The 15729-nt window shown below is 45.5% G+C and carries 18 protein-coding genes; 7 read left to right on the top strand and 11 right to left on the bottom strand.

Annotated elements, in window-relative coordinates:
• Position 1 precedes the first annotated feature (1 nt).
• Genes AB7038_RS03945 through AB7038_RS03900 form a run of 10 tightly spaced genes read right to left on the bottom strand, consistent with a single transcriptional unit; the run spans position 2 to position 9679 of the window.
• On the bottom strand, positions 2-664 hold the full coding sequence (locus tag AB7038_RS03945) for an EscR/YscR/HrcR family type III secretion system export apparatus protein (RefSeq protein ID WP_368889852.1): 663 nt from the start codon (positions 662-664) through the stop codon (positions 2-4).
• Positions 661-1518, bottom strand: coding sequence for a FliM/FliN family flagellar motor switch protein (locus tag AB7038_RS03940; RefSeq protein ID WP_369452798.1), 858 nt, complete (start codon positions 1516-1518; stop codon positions 661-663). The genes AB7038_RS03945 and AB7038_RS03940 overlap by 4 nt, the downstream gene beginning before the upstream one ends.
• 13 nt (positions 1519-1531) lie before the next feature.
• Positions 1532-2476, bottom strand: coding sequence for a hypothetical protein (locus AB7038_RS03935; protein WP_369452797.1), 945 nt, complete (start codon positions 2474-2476; stop codon positions 1532-1534).
• Positions 2477-2505: 29 nt separating this feature from the next.
• Positions 2506-2886, bottom strand: coding sequence for a hypothetical protein (locus AB7038_RS03930; RefSeq protein ID WP_247709316.1), 381 nt, complete (start codon positions 2884-2886; stop codon positions 2506-2508).
• Positions 2867-4159, bottom strand: a complete 1293-nt coding sequence (sctN, locus tag AB7038_RS03925; RefSeq protein ID WP_369452796.1) for a type III secretion system ATPase SctN — start codon at positions 4157-4159, stop codon at positions 2867-2869. The genes AB7038_RS03930 and sctN overlap by 20 nt, the downstream gene beginning before the upstream one ends.
• 2 nt (positions 4160-4161) lie before the next feature.
• The gene (locus tag AB7038_RS03920; RefSeq protein WP_368889848.1) at positions 4162-4572 is read right to left on the bottom strand and encodes a Type III secretion system protein BsaR; all 411 of its coding nucleotides are present in this window, start codon (positions 4570-4572) and stop codon (positions 4162-4164) included.
• 22 nt (positions 4573-4594) lie between these two features.
• Entirely contained in the window at positions 4595-6655 is a 2061-nt protein-coding gene (locus AB7038_RS03915; protein ID WP_368889847.1) for an EscV/YscV/HrcV family type III secretion system export apparatus protein, read from the bottom strand.
• A 22-nt stretch (positions 6656-6677) separates the two neighbouring features.
• Positions 6678-7730 (bottom strand): type III secretion system gatekeeper subunit SctW, encoded by a 1053-nt coding sequence (sctW, locus tag AB7038_RS03910; protein WP_369452795.1) that lies wholly within the window; start codon positions 7728-7730, stop codon positions 6678-6680.
• A 1-nt stretch (position 7731) separates the two neighbouring features.
• On the bottom strand, positions 7732-9357 hold the full coding sequence (gene sctC / locus AB7038_RS03905; protein WP_369452794.1) for a type III secretion system outer membrane ring subunit SctC: 1626 nt from the start codon (positions 9355-9357) through the stop codon (positions 7732-7734).
• Complete coding sequence (locus tag AB7038_RS03900; RefSeq protein WP_369452793.1) at positions 9341-9679, bottom strand: helix-turn-helix domain-containing protein; 339 nt, start codon at positions 9677-9679, stop codon at positions 9341-9343. The genes sctC and AB7038_RS03900 overlap by 17 nt, the downstream gene beginning before the upstream one ends.
• Before the next feature lie 505 nt (positions 9680-10184).
• Here AB7038_RS03900 and AB7038_RS03895 point away from each other — a divergent pair.
• From AB7038_RS03895 to AB7038_RS03865, 7 genes are read left to right on the top strand one after another with little or no spacing between them, the layout of a single operon-like run.
• Positions 10185-11231, top strand: a complete 1047-nt coding sequence (locus AB7038_RS03895) for a hypothetical protein (protein WP_369452792.1) — start codon at positions 10185-10187, stop codon at positions 11229-11231.
• 8 nt (positions 11232-11239) lie between these two features.
• Complete coding sequence (locus AB7038_RS03890) at positions 11240-11503, top strand: hypothetical protein (protein ID WP_368889842.1); 264 nt, start codon at positions 11240-11242, stop codon at positions 11501-11503.
• Between the two features lie 56 nt (positions 11504-11559).
• Positions 11560-11859, top strand: a complete 300-nt coding sequence (locus tag AB7038_RS03885; protein ID WP_368889841.1) for a hypothetical protein — start codon at positions 11560-11562, stop codon at positions 11857-11859.
• Between the two features lie 11 nt (positions 11860-11870).
• On the top strand, positions 11871-12593 hold the full coding sequence (sctJ, locus tag AB7038_RS03880) for a type III secretion system inner membrane ring lipoprotein SctJ (RefSeq protein ID WP_369452791.1): 723 nt from the start codon (positions 11871-11873) through the stop codon (positions 12591-12593).
• The gene (locus AB7038_RS03875; protein WP_368889839.1) at positions 12590-13153 is read left to right on the top strand and encodes a hypothetical protein; all 564 of its coding nucleotides are present in this window, start codon (positions 12590-12592) and stop codon (positions 13151-13153) included. The genes sctJ and AB7038_RS03875 overlap by 4 nt, the downstream gene beginning before the upstream one ends.
• A complete protein-coding gene (locus AB7038_RS03870) occupies positions 13134-13733 on the top strand; it encodes a hypothetical protein (RefSeq protein ID WP_369452790.1) in 600 nt (199 codons plus the stop codon). Before AB7038_RS03875 ends, AB7038_RS03870 begins: the two co-directional genes overlap by 20 nt.
• A 23-nt stretch (positions 13734-13756) precedes the next feature.
• A complete protein-coding gene (locus AB7038_RS03865; RefSeq protein WP_369452789.1) occupies positions 13757-14170 on the top strand; it encodes a hypothetical protein in 414 nt (137 codons plus the stop codon).
• 48 nt (positions 14171-14218) lie between these two features.
• Here AB7038_RS03865 and AB7038_RS03860 read toward each other — a convergent pair whose 3' ends face one another.
• Complete coding sequence (locus AB7038_RS03860; RefSeq protein WP_046895268.1) at positions 14219-14533, bottom strand: helix-turn-helix domain-containing protein; 315 nt, start codon at positions 14531-14533, stop codon at positions 14219-14221.
• Positions 14534-15729: the final 1196 nt, after the last annotated feature.

Below are 15729 nucleotides of genomic sequence, written 5' to 3'. Positions count from 1 at the left end.
GTTAAATATCCATCAGGTCGAGATACTGAGAGACCAGACTGGCCGATAACAACGACCAGCCATCCAGAGCAATAAATAAGATCAGTTTGATCGGCACCGAAAGCGTCACCGGGCTCATCATCATCATGCCCAGCGCCAGCAGAACACTGGACACCACGAGATCGATCACGATAAACGGCAGATAGAGATAGAAGCTGATCAGAAAGGCTGATTTGATTTCCCCCAGCGCATAAGCGGCCAGCAGGGGAAAGAATGCGATATCCCGGGCATCCGTCAGTTCCGGGTCGGCATCCTCGTCAACGCCGGTTTGCGCAAAAAAATGCAGCAGGGATTTATCCGCATAACGGAAAAGATAATCCCGGTAATCCTGCAACCCCTCGTCCGCAAAACGTGACACTGATTCCGGCTGAGATAGTTCCACCGGATTTTCAGTAACATAGGCATAGGTTTTACTGGCCAGGGGAAACATCACCACCATTGCCAGGATAAACGCAACGGCATTAAGCACCATATTTGACGGTACCTGCTGAACTCCCAGGGCGTTGCGCACCATCACAAATACAATGGAAAATTTGAGGTAACAAGTTCCCGCCGCCAGAATAAAGGGCAGAACGGATGCCGCGGCCAGCATCAGCATCATCGACACAGCACTGTCAGTCATCATTCACCCTTATGAAAGATATGATGAATTTCCACGGCGTATTGTTTCCCGACGCGCACCAGTTCCCCCTGAGCAAAACGCTGGCCGTTGATTTCCAGCGTGATCAGATGATTATCCGCCGCCGGCAGCGTCAGTTTATCGCCCGGTTGCAGCGCCATCAGTTCAGATAGCGGAAACACCCTGCGGTACTGCAAAAAATCCACCTGAACCGGCACTCTGCGGCTGTCAAAAAGGGTGGCTTCCGGCGGGGTTACCGGCGCTTGCGGGACAATTCCCCGTTCAGTAATAACTGTCTCGTCCTGTTCCTGTTTCAGTGTCATCTGAAAATAGCCTCCTGCTCTCAGAAACCGCTGGTTTTGTGTAATGAAAAGGACATCGCCCTCATTGATTTGCTGAATCACACCGGTAAATGTCCGGGTTGAACCCATATAAATGCCGGCATTCACCGGAACAGAAAGATCCGCTGTCAGTGGCATGCCGGTAATATCAAACCGCCCTTTTGCCCCGATCAGACAGAAATCAATACCATCCCCGCTGAATGTAAGCCTGCGTGTGATATTTGCCGCCGGACTGGCGGTACAAAGTTCAGGGAAATAACATTCCGGTGAGAAAAAAGGTAGTCTGATCGCTTTTTTATGTTCATTAATCAGTTCAGATAAATAATGTTCCGGAATAATTTCCCACGGAATCGTATTTTCCCCGATCAGGTAATGGAGAAATGATTCAACATCAATTAAAACATCCAATGTATTCTGTGTATTGATCAGAAGACAATGAATGACGCGCCCATTAATTTCTTTTTTTTCCGGAAGGTAACAACTCAGGTAATCCATCGCCTGACATGCATCATAATACATTTATTTTTTCCGTTTATATTATATCAACACTATTAATTCCATTTATCGCGTTCATCGTTTTCAGTCGCCGGCTAAGCGTTTCTGAACCGGTTTCCAGTTTAAACCGCCCCGGCTTTTCCCGGTAAATAAACACCGGTTCAGGTGGCTGATATTTCTGCCTGAAATGATAAGAACAATAATAATCAGGTCTGCCGTTTTCCGGGACAGCCTGATTTTTTCCGGTATAGCCGATAACCTGAGCGGCTTTTTCCTGCGACCCCTTTTCCTGCTCATAATACCGTAACGTGAGACTCCTTTTCTCCGGTGTGGTTCCGGAGAGCCGTAAAACCGGAAACGCCGGCAACTCCGGCGTCATATCTGCTGCCGTCATGTATTCTGTCACCAGTGTGTATTCTGTCTCAGGTGTGTATTCTGTTTCCGGTGTGTATTCTGTTCCAGATGTGTATTCTGTTCCAGATGTGTATTCTGTCTCCGGTGTGTATTCTGTTCCAGATGTGTATTCTGTCTCCGGAATATTTGCTGATTCCGGGATGTTTTCCATCGTTCTTCTTTCTGCTGCCATGCTTTTCGGTTCTTTTGCAGAAATCACATTCTCAGGATGCGTACCAGGGTATTTATCTGCCGTATTTTTATATAAAATATAGTCAGGTAACGTATTCGGACATATTATTTTTTTCATCTTTTCTGCTGGTGAGGTCAAGTTCATAACAGCATCACTCTTGTCACAAAAATGATAATCACCCCTTTCATTCTTCGAAAAAAAATATAATGCATTACCACTGTAATATTTATCATAATAATGTTGAATTGTTGAACAGATTACCGGGATATCATTATCACACTGTTTTTTTTCTTTTCTTTTTATCATCACTGACAGTAAATCGGCCACCTGTTTATTCACCATCTCCGTACAAAAACCAGACTCAGGATCACTGTAATAACATTCAATATTCACCATGGCTCCCCGTTTATATTTATAAACTAAATTTATTGCTCGCTGTATTGTTCAAACTTAATAATTTTCTTCTTCAGATTGTTTATCGTTTTATTACTCTCAGCAATATCATCTGAGATTTGCGCCAACTGAATGGATACTTCATCCACCCGCGCACGAACCTCCGGGATTTGTTTACGGTATATTGCCTGTTTACGGCGGCGTTCATTCAGTGCGATATAAGATAATAATCCGCAGCACTCAAATTCATGAACTTGCTGCTCTAATCCTTTGATTAACAACAGCAGTTTCTCTTTGTTTTCCTGCTCCTGCCGGTAGCGCTGATGCAGTTGTGCCAGTGCTGCCTGTACACAGCGCTCTTTCAGGCTGAAGTGTGCGATCAGTTGCTGTAATTCATTGCGTGAGCTGTTCAAGTAACCTGCCTGTCTCATCCGGTACAACAGATTCTGCCGGTGACTGACATAAAAAACGGCGCATCGGCAGCGTCAGCTCAACCGCTTTGTCACTCTCTGCATTCAATCCGGATTTATATTCCCCGAGTTCCACCAGCAATTTCAGTTCATTTTGTTTCGCCAGCCGTGCCCGGAAACGCCCGGCAGCTGACAAATGCTGTGGTGAAACAATCTGTGACATGACACGGCTGATACTGGCCGGGATATCGATCGCCGGATAATGGTTCTGCATGGCCAGCCGCCGTGAAAGGTAAATGTGTCCGTCGAGAATGGAACGCACTTCATCACCAAAACCATCCGGCTCATTTTCACTATCAAGCAGTACCGTATAAAAAGCCGTGATCACCCCGGTTTTCGTGGCACCGGGACGCTCCAGCAGTGCCGGTAACTGCTCAAATACCGATGCCGGATACCCCAGCCGGACAGGCGTTTCCCCGGCGCTCAGCGCCACATCCCGCAGCGCCCGCCCGTAGCGGGTCAGAGAGTCAACAAACAGCACCACCTCTTTCCCTTCATCACGGTAATATTCCGCCAGTGACGTTGCCACCAGTGCCGCATTACAGCGATCAACCGCCGGTTTATCGGAGGTGGAGCAGACCAGGATACATTTAGCGGCCTGCGGGCTGTTGCGCAGTTCATCAATCAGTTCTGTTACTTCCCGGCCGCGCTCACCAATCAGCGCTATCACAAAAATATCCGCCTGCGCATGCGAAATCAGCATATTCATCAGCACCGTTTTGCCGCAGCCCGCCCCGGCAAAAATGCCCAGCCGCTGACCTTTTCCGCAGGTCAGCAGGGCATCAATGGCTTTCACTCCGGTCGGCAAAATCTCCGTGATACGCTGCCGGGAAAGCACATCCGGTGCCTCCCCGCAGACAGGGCGCGTGATCGCCCGGTTATCCGGCTCAGTTATCTCACTCAGACGGGCCAGCGTATTACCGGACGGATCAATCACCGAGCCCGGGATCTGCGGTGTGAATGTCAGTGTTACTGCACGACCCGTCGGCGCGATAACCGTGGTCAGCGTCAGTCCGGTTGCCTGCCCGATCAGGCTCAGCAGGGTGTTGTGTTCATTAAACCCCACCACCTGAGCCCGGCCGAGCAGGACGCGGCAGGTAAGATCCTGCCATAACAGACAAATTTCCCCGATAAACACATCCGGCAGCGGTGCTTCCAGGTAATACCCGCGGATATGCACCGGAAATGCCCGCCGGCTGAGCAGAGCATCCAGCATGATCAGCCTCTGAGGATCAGCGTGTGACACTGCTGACTGAGGCGGACAAACTGATCCAGCGCCTGCACAAAGGACTCCGCATCACTCACGGCACTGTGACTGAAGCAGCCGACCAGTTCTGCGCCGTTTTCTGTCTGCCGCAGTGCCGGTAATCCCGGATAAAACAGTGCAGCCGGTTCTTCTGTCAGAATATCCAGCAATCCGCCTTTTACCTCCGGCAGCAATGCCGGTAAATCCGCCGGCAGCGGCACCCAGATAACCGGATATTCATCCACCACCGCAATATGGATCACCTGCTGTTCCCCCAGTGATAATGAGATTGTTGAGTGATTATCGAGAGAGCTGCCCTCCGGCACCAAATCCCCGCGCCCGATCAGTTTCATTCCTTCTGTTACCAGTGTTGCAAGATCCATCTCCAGTTTCCTTTTTATGACATTAAACAGAATCAATCACCGACACCTGTGCCGACGGGACAATTTCAGAAAATGACAGCACCGCTATTCCCGGATAGTGCATTTCAGTCAGTTTCCGGACAAAACGGCGGATATCCATTGTCGTCAGTAACACGATATCCCGCCGGTGGCGCAACGGTGTCATCACCAGCGCCAGTGCATCATAAAAATGATCCAACTGCGCCGGTTCAAGATTAATAAACGTCCCGCCCGCTGACTGGCGGACACCCTGACGGATCATCTCCTCCAGCGGGTTTGACAGCACCACCGCCCGCAATACCTGATCACAGGCAAAATGTGCCGAAATATAACGGGCAAGGTGGCTGCGGACATGCTCAACCAGCACCAGCGGATCTTTCTCTTTCTGCCCCCACTGCACCAGCGCGCCGAGAATAATTTTAATATTACGGATGGATATCTGCTCCGCGATAAGCCGCTGAAAGACATCCGCAATACGCTGAACAGATAAATAGCGGTAACACTCTTTCAGCAGTTCCGGATATTTATTCTCCACATTATCCAGCAGCGTTTTGGTTTCCTGAATGCCCAGCAGTTCCTGAATATGTTGCGTCATTATCCGGCTGAATTCGCTGAAAAATACTGTAATACCCTGTTCTGTCTCCATTCCGGCTGCCCGGCAGTCTTCCTCGTGATTTTTATCTGTCCAGATCGTTTTCTCACCGCCTTCCTGATCAATACTCTCAGATTCAATATTCAGTGAATCAAGGGCATCATTGATTTCAATTATCCGGTAACGATCCGGATAGCTGTAAATGACTCCGGACTGAATCTCATTGATTAACACCACCGCTTTATGTTCCGGTATTTCCCGGCTGTAATTAATAATGACAGCGGGCAAAAAGAAGCCATAACAGAAGGCAAACTCCTCCTGCAGCCACGCTGTAATATTTTGTTTTTCAAACAGCGTCTGATAACGGTGGTGAAGCGTGATGATAAGCGGAATAGCTTCGTTATTTTCTGCCGTCAGTCCGCGCGGCGCAAAATCGTCCGCAGACGACGCGGATACTGCCTGAGAGCGGCTGTCAGTGCGGGTTTGTGCCGATTCAGATGCCTGCTTCTGCTTATTTTGTCTGAGCCGCATACCGTAAAACAACATCAGTCCGGCAGCCAGCAGGCCGAAAACACCGGCCGGAAACCCCGGCAGCATCCCCATACATAGTGCCAGGACAGCGGTGACAATCAGAGTAAAGTCATGAGAAAACAGCTCCCTGACAATATTAGCCCCCAGGTTCTGATTGGTGCCGCTGACCCGGGTGACAATAAACCCCGCGCTGATAGCAATCAGCAGCGCCGGGATCTGCGCCACCAGACCATCTCCGATCGTCAGCAGCGTGTAAGTGCTGAGTGCCTCACTGAACGGCATCGACATTTGCGCAACACCGATCCCAATTCCGCCGGCAAAATTCACAAAAATAATAACAATTCCGGCGATCGCATCGCCTTTGATAAACTTCATCGCACCGTCAAACGCACCGTACATCTGGCTCTCCTGCTCCAGTTCTTTACGGCGTTTGCGCACTTCTTCGTTATCAATCAGGCCGGATTTCAGATCGGCATCAATACTCATCTGTTTGCCGGGCATACCGTCAAGAGAGAAACGCGCCGCCACCTCCGCCACACGCTCCGATCCTTTGGTGATGACAATAAACTGCACCACGGTGACAATGGCGAAGATAACAAAACCCACCACAATATTTTCGCCGATAACAAATTCACCAAATGACTGAATGATATTCCCGGCATCGGCATCCAGCAGGATCAGGCGGCTGGTGCTGATCGACAATGCCAGCCGGAACAGGGTGGTGATCAGCAAAAGTGCCGGGAAAGAGGTAAATCCCAGAATCCGGATGATATAAAAAGAGAGCAGTAACATCAGGATAGAAATGACAATATTCAGCCCGATGAGAAAATCGACCAGCATTTTCGGCAGCGGAATGATCAGCATGGCAATTACCATCACCATAATCAGCAGTACCGCGATCTCCGGTCTGCTTTTGACCGCATTAATAAAAGTTGTCAGCATAGCAATCCATTGCCGGTGAAAGTTATAAGATATTAATAGTTTTACTCATAAGGGCTTTCAGAAAAGAAACCACCTGCTCTTTCCCTGCTTCCTGCAAAAAAAGGACATCCGGTATCTCACCAAAAATCACAATCAAACGCTGTAAAATAAGCGGTTTGTTTTTGTCATCTTCTGCCGCCGCCAGCAACGATTCGGTTTCCGTCTGAAATGCCTCTGCGTCACCGAGCCCGGAAATCAGTAACTGGTTCAGCCGGGGCTCATCCGCCAGTACCGGTTCTGCACAATTCAGAGACGAAATTTTCTGATGAAACATATCATTCAGGGAAATAAGCTGATTCAGGGTATGCAGACGGGCGGTCAGCTCCCCGAACTCACTGTGATGACTGCAACTCGGTAACGCAGCCGCCATATCACACACCAGCGAGTCACGGACATAATTCAGCAGGCTTCTGACCCGGCTTTTCCGGTACTGCTCCAGCCACACTTTCCACAGATACAAAATATCGAATTTCCAGCTGATGTAACTGCGATACACCATTCTCAGCTGCGCGCAATCCAGTTGTGTCACCGGTGCGTGCAGGCGGATTTTCAGCGCGATATTGATTCCGGCCCGCGTTTCCTGCGCAAACTCACCATAAAGTAACTGCTCAATTTCCGCATCAATTTCAGCGGCTTCTTCTGCCGAAAACGGCAGCTTACGCAATAAGGAACGCAGCGCCATGACATAATCACTGGGGTCCGGAAACAGGTTACGCACATAATCGAGAAACTCCCGGACAGAGCGTCCGCAAGCCGCAAACCACTTCACGACCCGATCCAGTTTTGTCTCCGCGCCCTCCGCACTGTTTTTTTGCTCTGATGCCGGTAACTGACTGATATTTTCATCTTTGCCGTACTGCCGCCGGTTAAATTGTGACAGCGCCATCGCCATGTCATCCATCACATCCATCATCTGTTCGGCGTGATTTTCTGCCTGGTTTTCCGCCGGGCGCTGCTCCGCCGCCACATCACCCGCCTGTTTTTGTGGTGCTGCTGACGGACGGAACATCGCTGAGCCGGATACGCTATTGATCATATCAATAGCCCTGCCTCAGTGACTGCATCATCTTAATACCTTGTTTATTCTCATCATTAAACGGAATATGACCAGTAATCTCTGTGTCGCTGAAAAAATCCTGTTGCAGAATACGGGGCTGCAACAAAAAAAGCCGGACCATTTTTTCTGTCTTCACTGATTCAAACTGAAACAACCGGCCTGCCAGCGGGATATCACCCAGCAGCGGAATTTTATCGTTATGGCGATGGCTGTTTTCCCGCGTGTACCCGCCAATCAGCAGTGTATTGCCCTGAGCAACCCTGGCTATCGTGCTGATATTGGTGCGGTTAATCACCGGCAGTGCATCTTCTCCGCCTGTTCCGTCAGCGTCCTTTTTCTGTGCGCCGTCTTCAAGGTCGATAATCATCTCCACGGATTTCCGCTGATTGGCGATCCGCGGTGTCACACTCACTTTTGTACCGTAGGTGATGCTTTCCAGGGATGACGTGCGTTCTCCCTGCAATTTGCTGTAGAAGGTGGTGTTATTATCGAAAATCGCCGGTGTGTTATCCTGGGTCAGAATAATCGGCCGGGAGACCATATTGGCCTGCCCTTTCGCAGACAATGCTCTGATCTTGCTGAAAAAGGAAAAACCAGTAAACTGATTAAGCTCACTGAGATTAAATGACACCTTCATTTTTCCTGTACCGTAATCAGCCTGCCAGTTGATCCCCAGCTGATCTGCTTCATTTTTTGATACATCAATAATCCACAATGATAATTCGATCTGCGGTTTGGTAACATCCAGTTGTTTTATCAGTTGATTGATTAAGTGCAGGGCATTGCGATGGCCTTTTAACAGCAGGCTGTTTTCCCCCTGCAACGGCACAATCCGTACCCGTTCACCGCCCAGCCAGACCGTTTCAGCAGGCGCTGTCTCTTCCGGTTCCCCATCCTGCGGCACCAGTCCGGTTTTGGCTGCTGACCCGGAATCCAGTAACTCCCGCAATGCCGAGGCCACTCCCGGCAGTATCAGGCTTTTCCCGCGCGACGTAATTTCCCGGTCCTGCACAAAACTGTTTTCCAGCTTAACCAACTGAATATGCTCATCTTCCGGTGAAATCCCCTGTTCCTGCACACTGTACTGAGCTTCGAGAGCATCCACCGCAGAACGGATCAGTGCCAGGTAGCGCGGAGGGGCGGTGACATATAAAATCCGCTGCTGCCGGTCAGATGTCAGCGGATATTGCGCGTCAAATAACCCGGTTTGTTTCAGAAAAGCCGTCAGTTCATGGCGGGTGATGGCATTCAGAGTCAGCATTGATGATTCAATTTCATTGCTGCTGTAAATATAGAGAGTCCGGTTTTCCCGGTATGACACCAGTGCCATCGTTTTCAGCATCTGTGACAGTGCGGCCTGCGGGTCGGATAAATCAAAGGTGCCGGAAATCTTCTTCTTTTTCACCGCGTCCGACGAAATCATCATGACATCCAGCTTTCCGGCCAGCGCATCAAAAAAATGATCCAGGCGTGTTTCTTTCGCCACATACTGCTCCTGACGCGGCGGTTTTTTTTCGTATAACAGTGTTTGCTCCGCCATGACCGGCAGAGAAAACAGACAAAGAATAAGACCAAACAGTCCCCCGGTGCTATTTTTTAACCGCATGATTTAAATTCCTTATTTTCCGGGGAGACATACCAAATAATATTTTGATTTCATTTGAGAAATGCGATGCCGAGCAGTAGCCGTTATCTGCTGCGATCCGGGTCAGTGAGTGCTCTTTGACCAGGATATCCAGCACCGATGCCACGCCGCGCCAGTGACGTAACTGGTATTTACTCTGATTGCCGATATAACGCTGGCACAGGCGTCTGAAATGAGTACCGGATAATCCGTAACGCTGGCTGATATCCCTGATATTGTTATTTTTACAATCCGCCGCACTGATCAGATGCTTTACCAGCCAATAGTGTTCAGAGTGACGCAATGTATTAAAAAATGTTTTTATTACACTATTTTCATTCAGTATTTCACAGACAATCCGGTATTCAGGATTGTCTGCATCCCCCTGAACCGAAAAAATAATCTCATAATCAGGACAGACCTGGTTATCTGCTGCTGCATTAGTATCTGTCCGGGGGAAATGATAATGGCAATCTATAAATGCCAGCAGTTTTATACATTTCGATAACGGGAAACAACGGTCAGCCTGACCATATTCTCTGCACCTATCCACTTTATATATATCATTATAAATATATATCTGACTTTCCTTTTCCATATGAATTCAACCATCCTTTGCCTCAGAATAGATAACAAATACCTGTAAAACAGTAAACCATTACTGAACGAACTAAATTTTAGTGATGAATTTAAAATATTAAACTATTTTTTACTACCATTTTTTTATAAACCTAACTATCATTTGAATATCAGAAATACACTATCAAATAAAATTATTATACTTATGATTTAATAACCAGGGCTTATTGATGCAAAATCTTTATACTTTAATCATAATTTCCGATGAAGGATTACAAAAAGAAATAACCATTCCTTCCGGGATATACGGCATCAATAATGCAGTCAATCATGACAACAACCTGATTAACCTGAATATCACAGATACCAGTTTACTGCCTGAACAGACAGAAGTTGAGTTGCATGACGATCATTATCGCGTCTCTTTTAAAACATATAATGGTGAATTAATAACACAAGAAATTAGTTATAATTCCCCTTTTATATGTCAGGGGAAATGTCTTTTCGCCATCAAAAATCAATCCGATGAATGGTGTAAAAACATAATGTTACCAGAAAATAAAGTGAGACACCCTGCCCGTCGCTATCTTCTTCCCGTTATGATTCTGCTATTATTCCTACCAGTAACCGGATTGATGTTCTTTCAATACAGCGACAACAGAATCAGAAATCCTGATAACATAGACAGCATAAATATTATAAAAAAATATATCGAAAACAATAATTACATTATTAATGGGAATAATATTCTTATTTTATACACTGATGAACATATAATTAAGATTATCAGGGATAAGCTTCCCGGCTACCACATTCACAGAATAAACAAATCAAAATTAAAAATAAATAATAATGATATCATCCTGACGCCTGATTTTTATCACAGAAAAGAGATCATATATATACGACAGGATAATAACAAAACACCGTTAACCCTGTTGGCCATCCCTGATACATTCAGGGAAAATATTACTATAAGATATTTTTCATTCGATGACATAACCAGATTAATAAATAACAGATTCAGTCATCTTCCGATTCGATATTCTGTGAAAAAATCACATAACAGCATTATCATTCATGGCGAAAAAAGGAGAGATAAGGAAACAGACAATATTATAAAGGATATCAATACCACGATATCCTCAGCACCGGAAAACACGCTGGTACAGTACAGGGAAATACCATACCGTGATACACCGCCGGGAGTATATGGCTCAATAAATTATATTCACCTGTCTGATAACCACACAAAATTCACCTCTGATGATAAATAAGGATATTTATGGCTGATATAGCAAATAAAAATGATGCAATTACATTCACTATCCTGACGAAGAAATTCAAATTACCCATTCATGAAGATAATGTGAAACTGAATGCGCTGATGAATAATTTACAGTCAGGCAATAAAGACACTGCCAACGCTTACGATATGGCGATGTTACAGGCCTGTACTTCATCGCTGAATATCAAGTGTTCCGCACTCTCAGCGATGATCCGCCAGCATAAAGAAAACCTGTCAACGCCGATCGGTAATATGCGCTGATTTATGACGTAAAACTGGCAGGTTACCCGCCTGCCATTAACCATAACAAGGATTGTATGATGTCATCATTTAACCGGATTTTACCTGTTTCAACGATCACTGAATTACTGACTGATCTCAGCGGCCGGGAGCAGGCGGCTTATCAGAATATCGCATTACCCGGAACCGCAAAAAAAGACCTGCGCCGAAAAACACAGGCACTGGACGCAGGGCAAACAACCACAGACACCAACGATGTCATGATGATGCTGGAAAACCAGGCCGTGATGGCCAAATGGCATACAGAGATCAGCTTCTATTCCCGTATGCTGCATCTGACCCTGAATGCCGCAGATACGGTGATTAAGGGTCAGTGATGCACAAGATAATGTTTATATTAATAATAAGCGGGATAAGTCTGCTGCTCGGTGGCTGCAAAGAAGGTACGATTCTGTCATCACTTAATCAGCGTCAGTCTAATGAAGTGCTGGCCGCGCTGCATAAACACCAGATTCAGGCAGTGAAAACTCCGCAGGGAAAAGGTCTGTTTACCATTTCCGTACCGGAAGAACAGAGCCGTCACGCCATTCATATTTTGCAGGAATACCATCTGCCGACTGATGAGCGGATTGAGATTGCCGGGATCTTCCCGTCAGACTCACTGATTGCCTCCCCGCAGTCAGAAAAAGCCCGCCTGATTTCTGCCATTGAGCAGCGGCTGGAACAATCGCTGCTCTCGTTTGATACGGTTACCGGAGCCCGGGTTCATCTCAGTTATCCGCTGTCCGGACCGGGAAGCCCCCGGAAAAAACCGGAAATACCCCGTGCCTCGGTGCTGATTTACCATTCCGGGATTGAGGAGGAAACGCAGTTCACTCAGGATATTCAGACATTTGTGATGAATGCCTTTAACGGACTGACCGAAGAAACCGTTTCTGTCCTTCTGTATCCCGGGAAACCGGTTATTGATCTGCCGCCGCAACCGGAAGCAGCCGGTCTGTCCCCGTTTTTTCTGCTGTTTCCGGCAGGGTTCATACTGGTTGCGGCCGGTTATCTCCGCCGCGCACAATTACGGGCATTTCTGACGCGCCAGAAGATCAAAACACCATGAATAACCGGTTTGATATACAAGGTGCCGTTGCACGGGTTATGTACCAGCCGGCGGATTATCTGCACAGCAGCCGCTTATTCAGCGGATTGCCGCCGGAAGCGCAATCTGCGTCATACCGCAGAATGTATAATGCGGTCATTATTGATCACTACCGGCTACCGCGTGAGAGGGATTTTGATCTGTTATCTCCGCTGACTATCCCGCTGATGCGCCATTGGCAACAGCTTCCGGCCGTCAGCCGTTACCTGGATATGTTCATCCGCCATGCTTATGATCTGCCGGATGATACCGTGCCTGATTCATCCCAACAGGCATTTTTGTCACTGAGTCCCGTGCTGCCGCTGCCGGCGTGGCCGCAGGCACAGGTAATGCAGGATATCCCGGCAACCCTGCCCGGCCTGGTTGCCATGACTCAATTATTATCCGGTTTTTCCTCCGCGCTGGCGGCCCGGTTTCAGCTGATGACGGATGCGTCCTTATCACCGGCAGAAATACATCTGCCGCATCTGCCCTGTTCTCTTTTACCTTTGGTATTACATTATGTGCCGTTTACTGCCTGATTCCCTGCTGTCACATATCAGACACGGCGTGCTGATTAAACATCGTCACGTCTCTGCCCTTTGCCGCCTCAGTAACCTGACCCGGCAGGCAAACCAGTATGCTGCCCGCCTGATAAAACAGGCGGAAGATACTGCAGAGCAACACCGCAAAGCCGGATTTGATGCCGGTTTTCAACAGGGTCTGGCACAGGCGATGCCGGAACTGATGCGCGTGATGAATGAGTACAGACTTGTCATTCATCAGAACCTGGCCGGCGCAGTTTCCGGTCTGGAAAAAGAACTGACTGCATTTTTTGATGATACCGGAATACGTTTTCAGCTGATTTATCAACTGGTTGAACAGTTTGCAGCGGAGTGTGAATGTGAATTAATCCTGCCGGCTGAGCTTAAAAAGAAAATGACTGAATATCCGGATTTCACTGTGCCGGTTTCTTTTCATTTCAGTCGTAACATCATATTACGTACCGGAAAAAAATTACTTTATCTGACTCCGGAAACGTTTGCCCGTGAAAAAACAACACAAATAAATGCCCGTGTTGTTCCGGATAGCACGGCGGATATATCCGGTGAATATTTATAATTATACAAAAAAGGACAATAAATATGAGAGCAGAAATGGAAACCGGGAAGCCGGATATTAATCATAACGAAGACAATGAAAAAGCCAAACGATTGCATGACTGGCTTATGAATAATTATAATAAAAGAGAGGATATTTATCTTGGAATGAGGTTAGTGGATATTGATGGTTATAATACCGGCAATAATATACAAGAAAAAATAAAGTTATTAATTGCTGTTGAAAATAAATTAATCAAAAATCCGGAATATTCTGATACGGAAATGTGCAAATCAGTAAGCCAGGCTGGCGGCGAAGCTGTGAACTATTATGCCTTTTACCAACAATATCTTCTTAAGATGGTTAATCAAAAGCAGCTGGGATTTGCACCGGATGTACTTTCCGCTGATTTTAACCAAAATAATAACAAAGATGACTGGCTTACTGCGTTTAGCTGATAATGTCTGTCGCATCAGAATTGATAACAGCAGAAACAATATCTTGATTTAAATAAATTGCTTGCCGTTCAGTAATACTGTTTCTGCTCTGAACTGATTTGAACGCATCTGAATATGCGGTTCATGCGGATGTTCTGATGCTTCAGCTTTACCGCTGAGGAACCATTCGATCGGCGCATCTAATAATTCAGATAATTCAATAAGATGATGCAGACTGATTTTACTGACACCGCGTTCATAACGGTTAAATTGCTGCTGACTGATATTCAGTTTTTGTGCTAATTTAACCGTAACAATCCCGAGTTCTTTACGTCTTGATTGGATTCTGTGGCCTAAGACTGCATAAAAGTCGGAAGTTTCCATAATGTCTACCTATTTCTCTATAAGTCGTGAATTCGATTAAGTAAAATTACTTAAAAGCTATATTTTTTTATGTATTAAAATTTCAAATAAAAACAAAGTATTTCTCTAGAAATACTAAAAGTTATGAATAATTGCGTTTTAATTATGACGTAATATTTAAATTTAGTTTAATATCGATGTCACACTTCACAGAAATTTCATTATATCTTTAAGAAATAAACAGATTTATCTGAACTTCAGTGAAAATGCTTAACCAGGTTTATCTATTTAACCAATTAAAAAATTCAGCGCCACAGAAAAACGTGAGAATCTTTATTACGATATCAAAATTTAAAATCACTCTGCATATTTAAGACTATTCCCTAAACAAAATAAGACCGGGATTACTAACTAGTCACATAAAGATAAGTAATGTTTTAGTATAATTACTTAGCCATTTTGTGATTAATTCGTCGCCCTGTCTTTTTTTATGCTATCCGTAGCATCAGCCGAAATAATGAGAGAATGTAAATCAGGATGTCTGATTATATACTAATCCATCCGCTAACTATGATTCTTTGATCTAACCACAGAAAAAGTGAAACAGATCACATGCAACAAAATATTTTTCATTGTTTTACATCAATTCAGTGATACCCATCACACTTTAATCGCCATTATGCCTAAAACACCAGCTATATGATGAAAAAAGACTCAGCGACTGACCAATCCGCCATCCAAAGGGTGAATTGATTGAAAAACCAGTAACAAATAATGGTATTTATAATTACCCATTTACACATTACTTAGTCACTTTCGTAATTATAATCATCTAATTATTTTTAGATAGGCATCAGTTATGCTGCCCGGATAAAAAACCATTAAAATCTGACATTCACAGTGAATAAGTGTTTCATGCTGCACCGTGAATATTTTATTTTAATTTCAAGTTTTTATTCTCAACAAAAAAAGATATCCAGCATGATATTGCAGTCTCGTCGTTGCAATTTGTAACTTACTTGTTGTATTTGTAATTTTTTATTTGTTAATTTTCACATCACTTTTCGCTTAAACCGGGATAACTTAAATCAGCCCCTTATACATCAATGCATTAGATAATAATTGACTTAAAACAATTAGTTGAAATGATTACAAATCCACATTGTGACAGGTGTCATTTATGTTTTTTCTATAAACCGCTTTATTGATTCAATCAC

The organism is Morganella morganii (assembly GCF_041099235.1).
Lineage (GTDB): Bacteria > Pseudomonadota > Gammaproteobacteria > Enterobacterales > Enterobacteriaceae > Morganella > Morganella morganii_E.
The sequence above is the reverse complement of the archived record's forward strand: the minus strand, read 5'-3'. Positions and strand labels throughout refer to the sequence as shown.

What these genes read in the sequence shown, in the direction of transcription:
- AB7038_RS03870 (WP_369452790.1), top strand. Translation starts at nt 13,134, where the DNA reads ATGTGCCGTTTACTGCCTGATTCCCTGCTGTCACATATCAGACACGGC.
- AB7038_RS03915 (WP_368889847.1), bottom strand. Translation starts at nt 6,655, where the DNA reads ATGCTGACAACTTTTATTAATGCGGTCAAAAGCAGACCGGAGATCGCG.
- AB7038_RS03945 (WP_368889852.1), bottom strand. Translation starts at nt 664, where the DNA reads ATGATGACTGACAGTGCTGTGTCGATGATGCTGATGCTGGCCGCGGCA.
- AB7038_RS03865 (WP_369452789.1), top strand. Translation starts at nt 13,757, where the DNA reads ATGAGAGCAGAAATGGAAACCGGGAAGCCGGATATTAATCATAACGAA.
- AB7038_RS03875 (WP_368889839.1), top strand. Translation starts at nt 12,590, where the DNA reads ATGAATAACCGGTTTGATATACAAGGTGCCGTTGCACGGGTTATGTAC.
- sctN (WP_369452796.1), bottom strand. Translation starts at nt 4,159, where the DNA reads ATGCTGGATGCTCTGCTCAGCCGGCGGGCATTTCCGGTGCATATCCGC.
- AB7038_RS03890 (WP_368889842.1), top strand. Translation starts at nt 11,240, where the DNA reads ATGGCTGATATAGCAAATAAAAATGATGCAATTACATTCACTATCCTG.
- AB7038_RS03940 (WP_369452798.1), bottom strand. Translation starts at nt 1,518, where the DNA reads ATGTATTATGATGCATGTCAGGCGATGGATTACCTGAGTTGTTACCTT.
- AB7038_RS03895 (WP_369452792.1), top strand. Translation starts at nt 10,185, where the DNA reads ATGCAAAATCTTTATACTTTAATCATAATTTCCGATGAAGGATTACAA.
- AB7038_RS03935 (WP_369452797.1), bottom strand. Translation starts at nt 2,476, where the DNA reads ATGGTGAATATTGAATGTTATTACAGTGATCCTGAGTCTGGTTTTTGT.
- sctW (WP_369452795.1), bottom strand. Translation starts at nt 7,730, where the DNA reads ATGATCAATAGCGTATCCGGCTCAGCGATGTTCCGTCCGTCAGCAGCA.
- sctJ (WP_369452791.1), top strand. Translation starts at nt 11,871, where the DNA reads ATGTTTATATTAATAATAAGCGGGATAAGTCTGCTGCTCGGTGGCTGC.
- AB7038_RS03885 (WP_368889841.1), top strand. Translation starts at nt 11,560, where the DNA reads ATGATGTCATCATTTAACCGGATTTTACCTGTTTCAACGATCACTGAA.
- AB7038_RS03920 (WP_368889848.1), bottom strand. Translation starts at nt 4,572, where the DNA reads ATGGATCTTGCAACACTGGTAACAGAAGGAATGAAACTGATCGGGCGC.
- AB7038_RS03860 (WP_046895268.1), bottom strand. Translation starts at nt 14,533, where the DNA reads ATGGAAACTTCCGACTTTTATGCAGTCTTAGGCCACAGAATCCAATCA.
- sctC (WP_369452794.1), bottom strand. Translation starts at nt 9,357, where the DNA reads ATGCGGTTAAAAAATAGCACCGGGGGACTGTTTGGTCTTATTCTTTGT.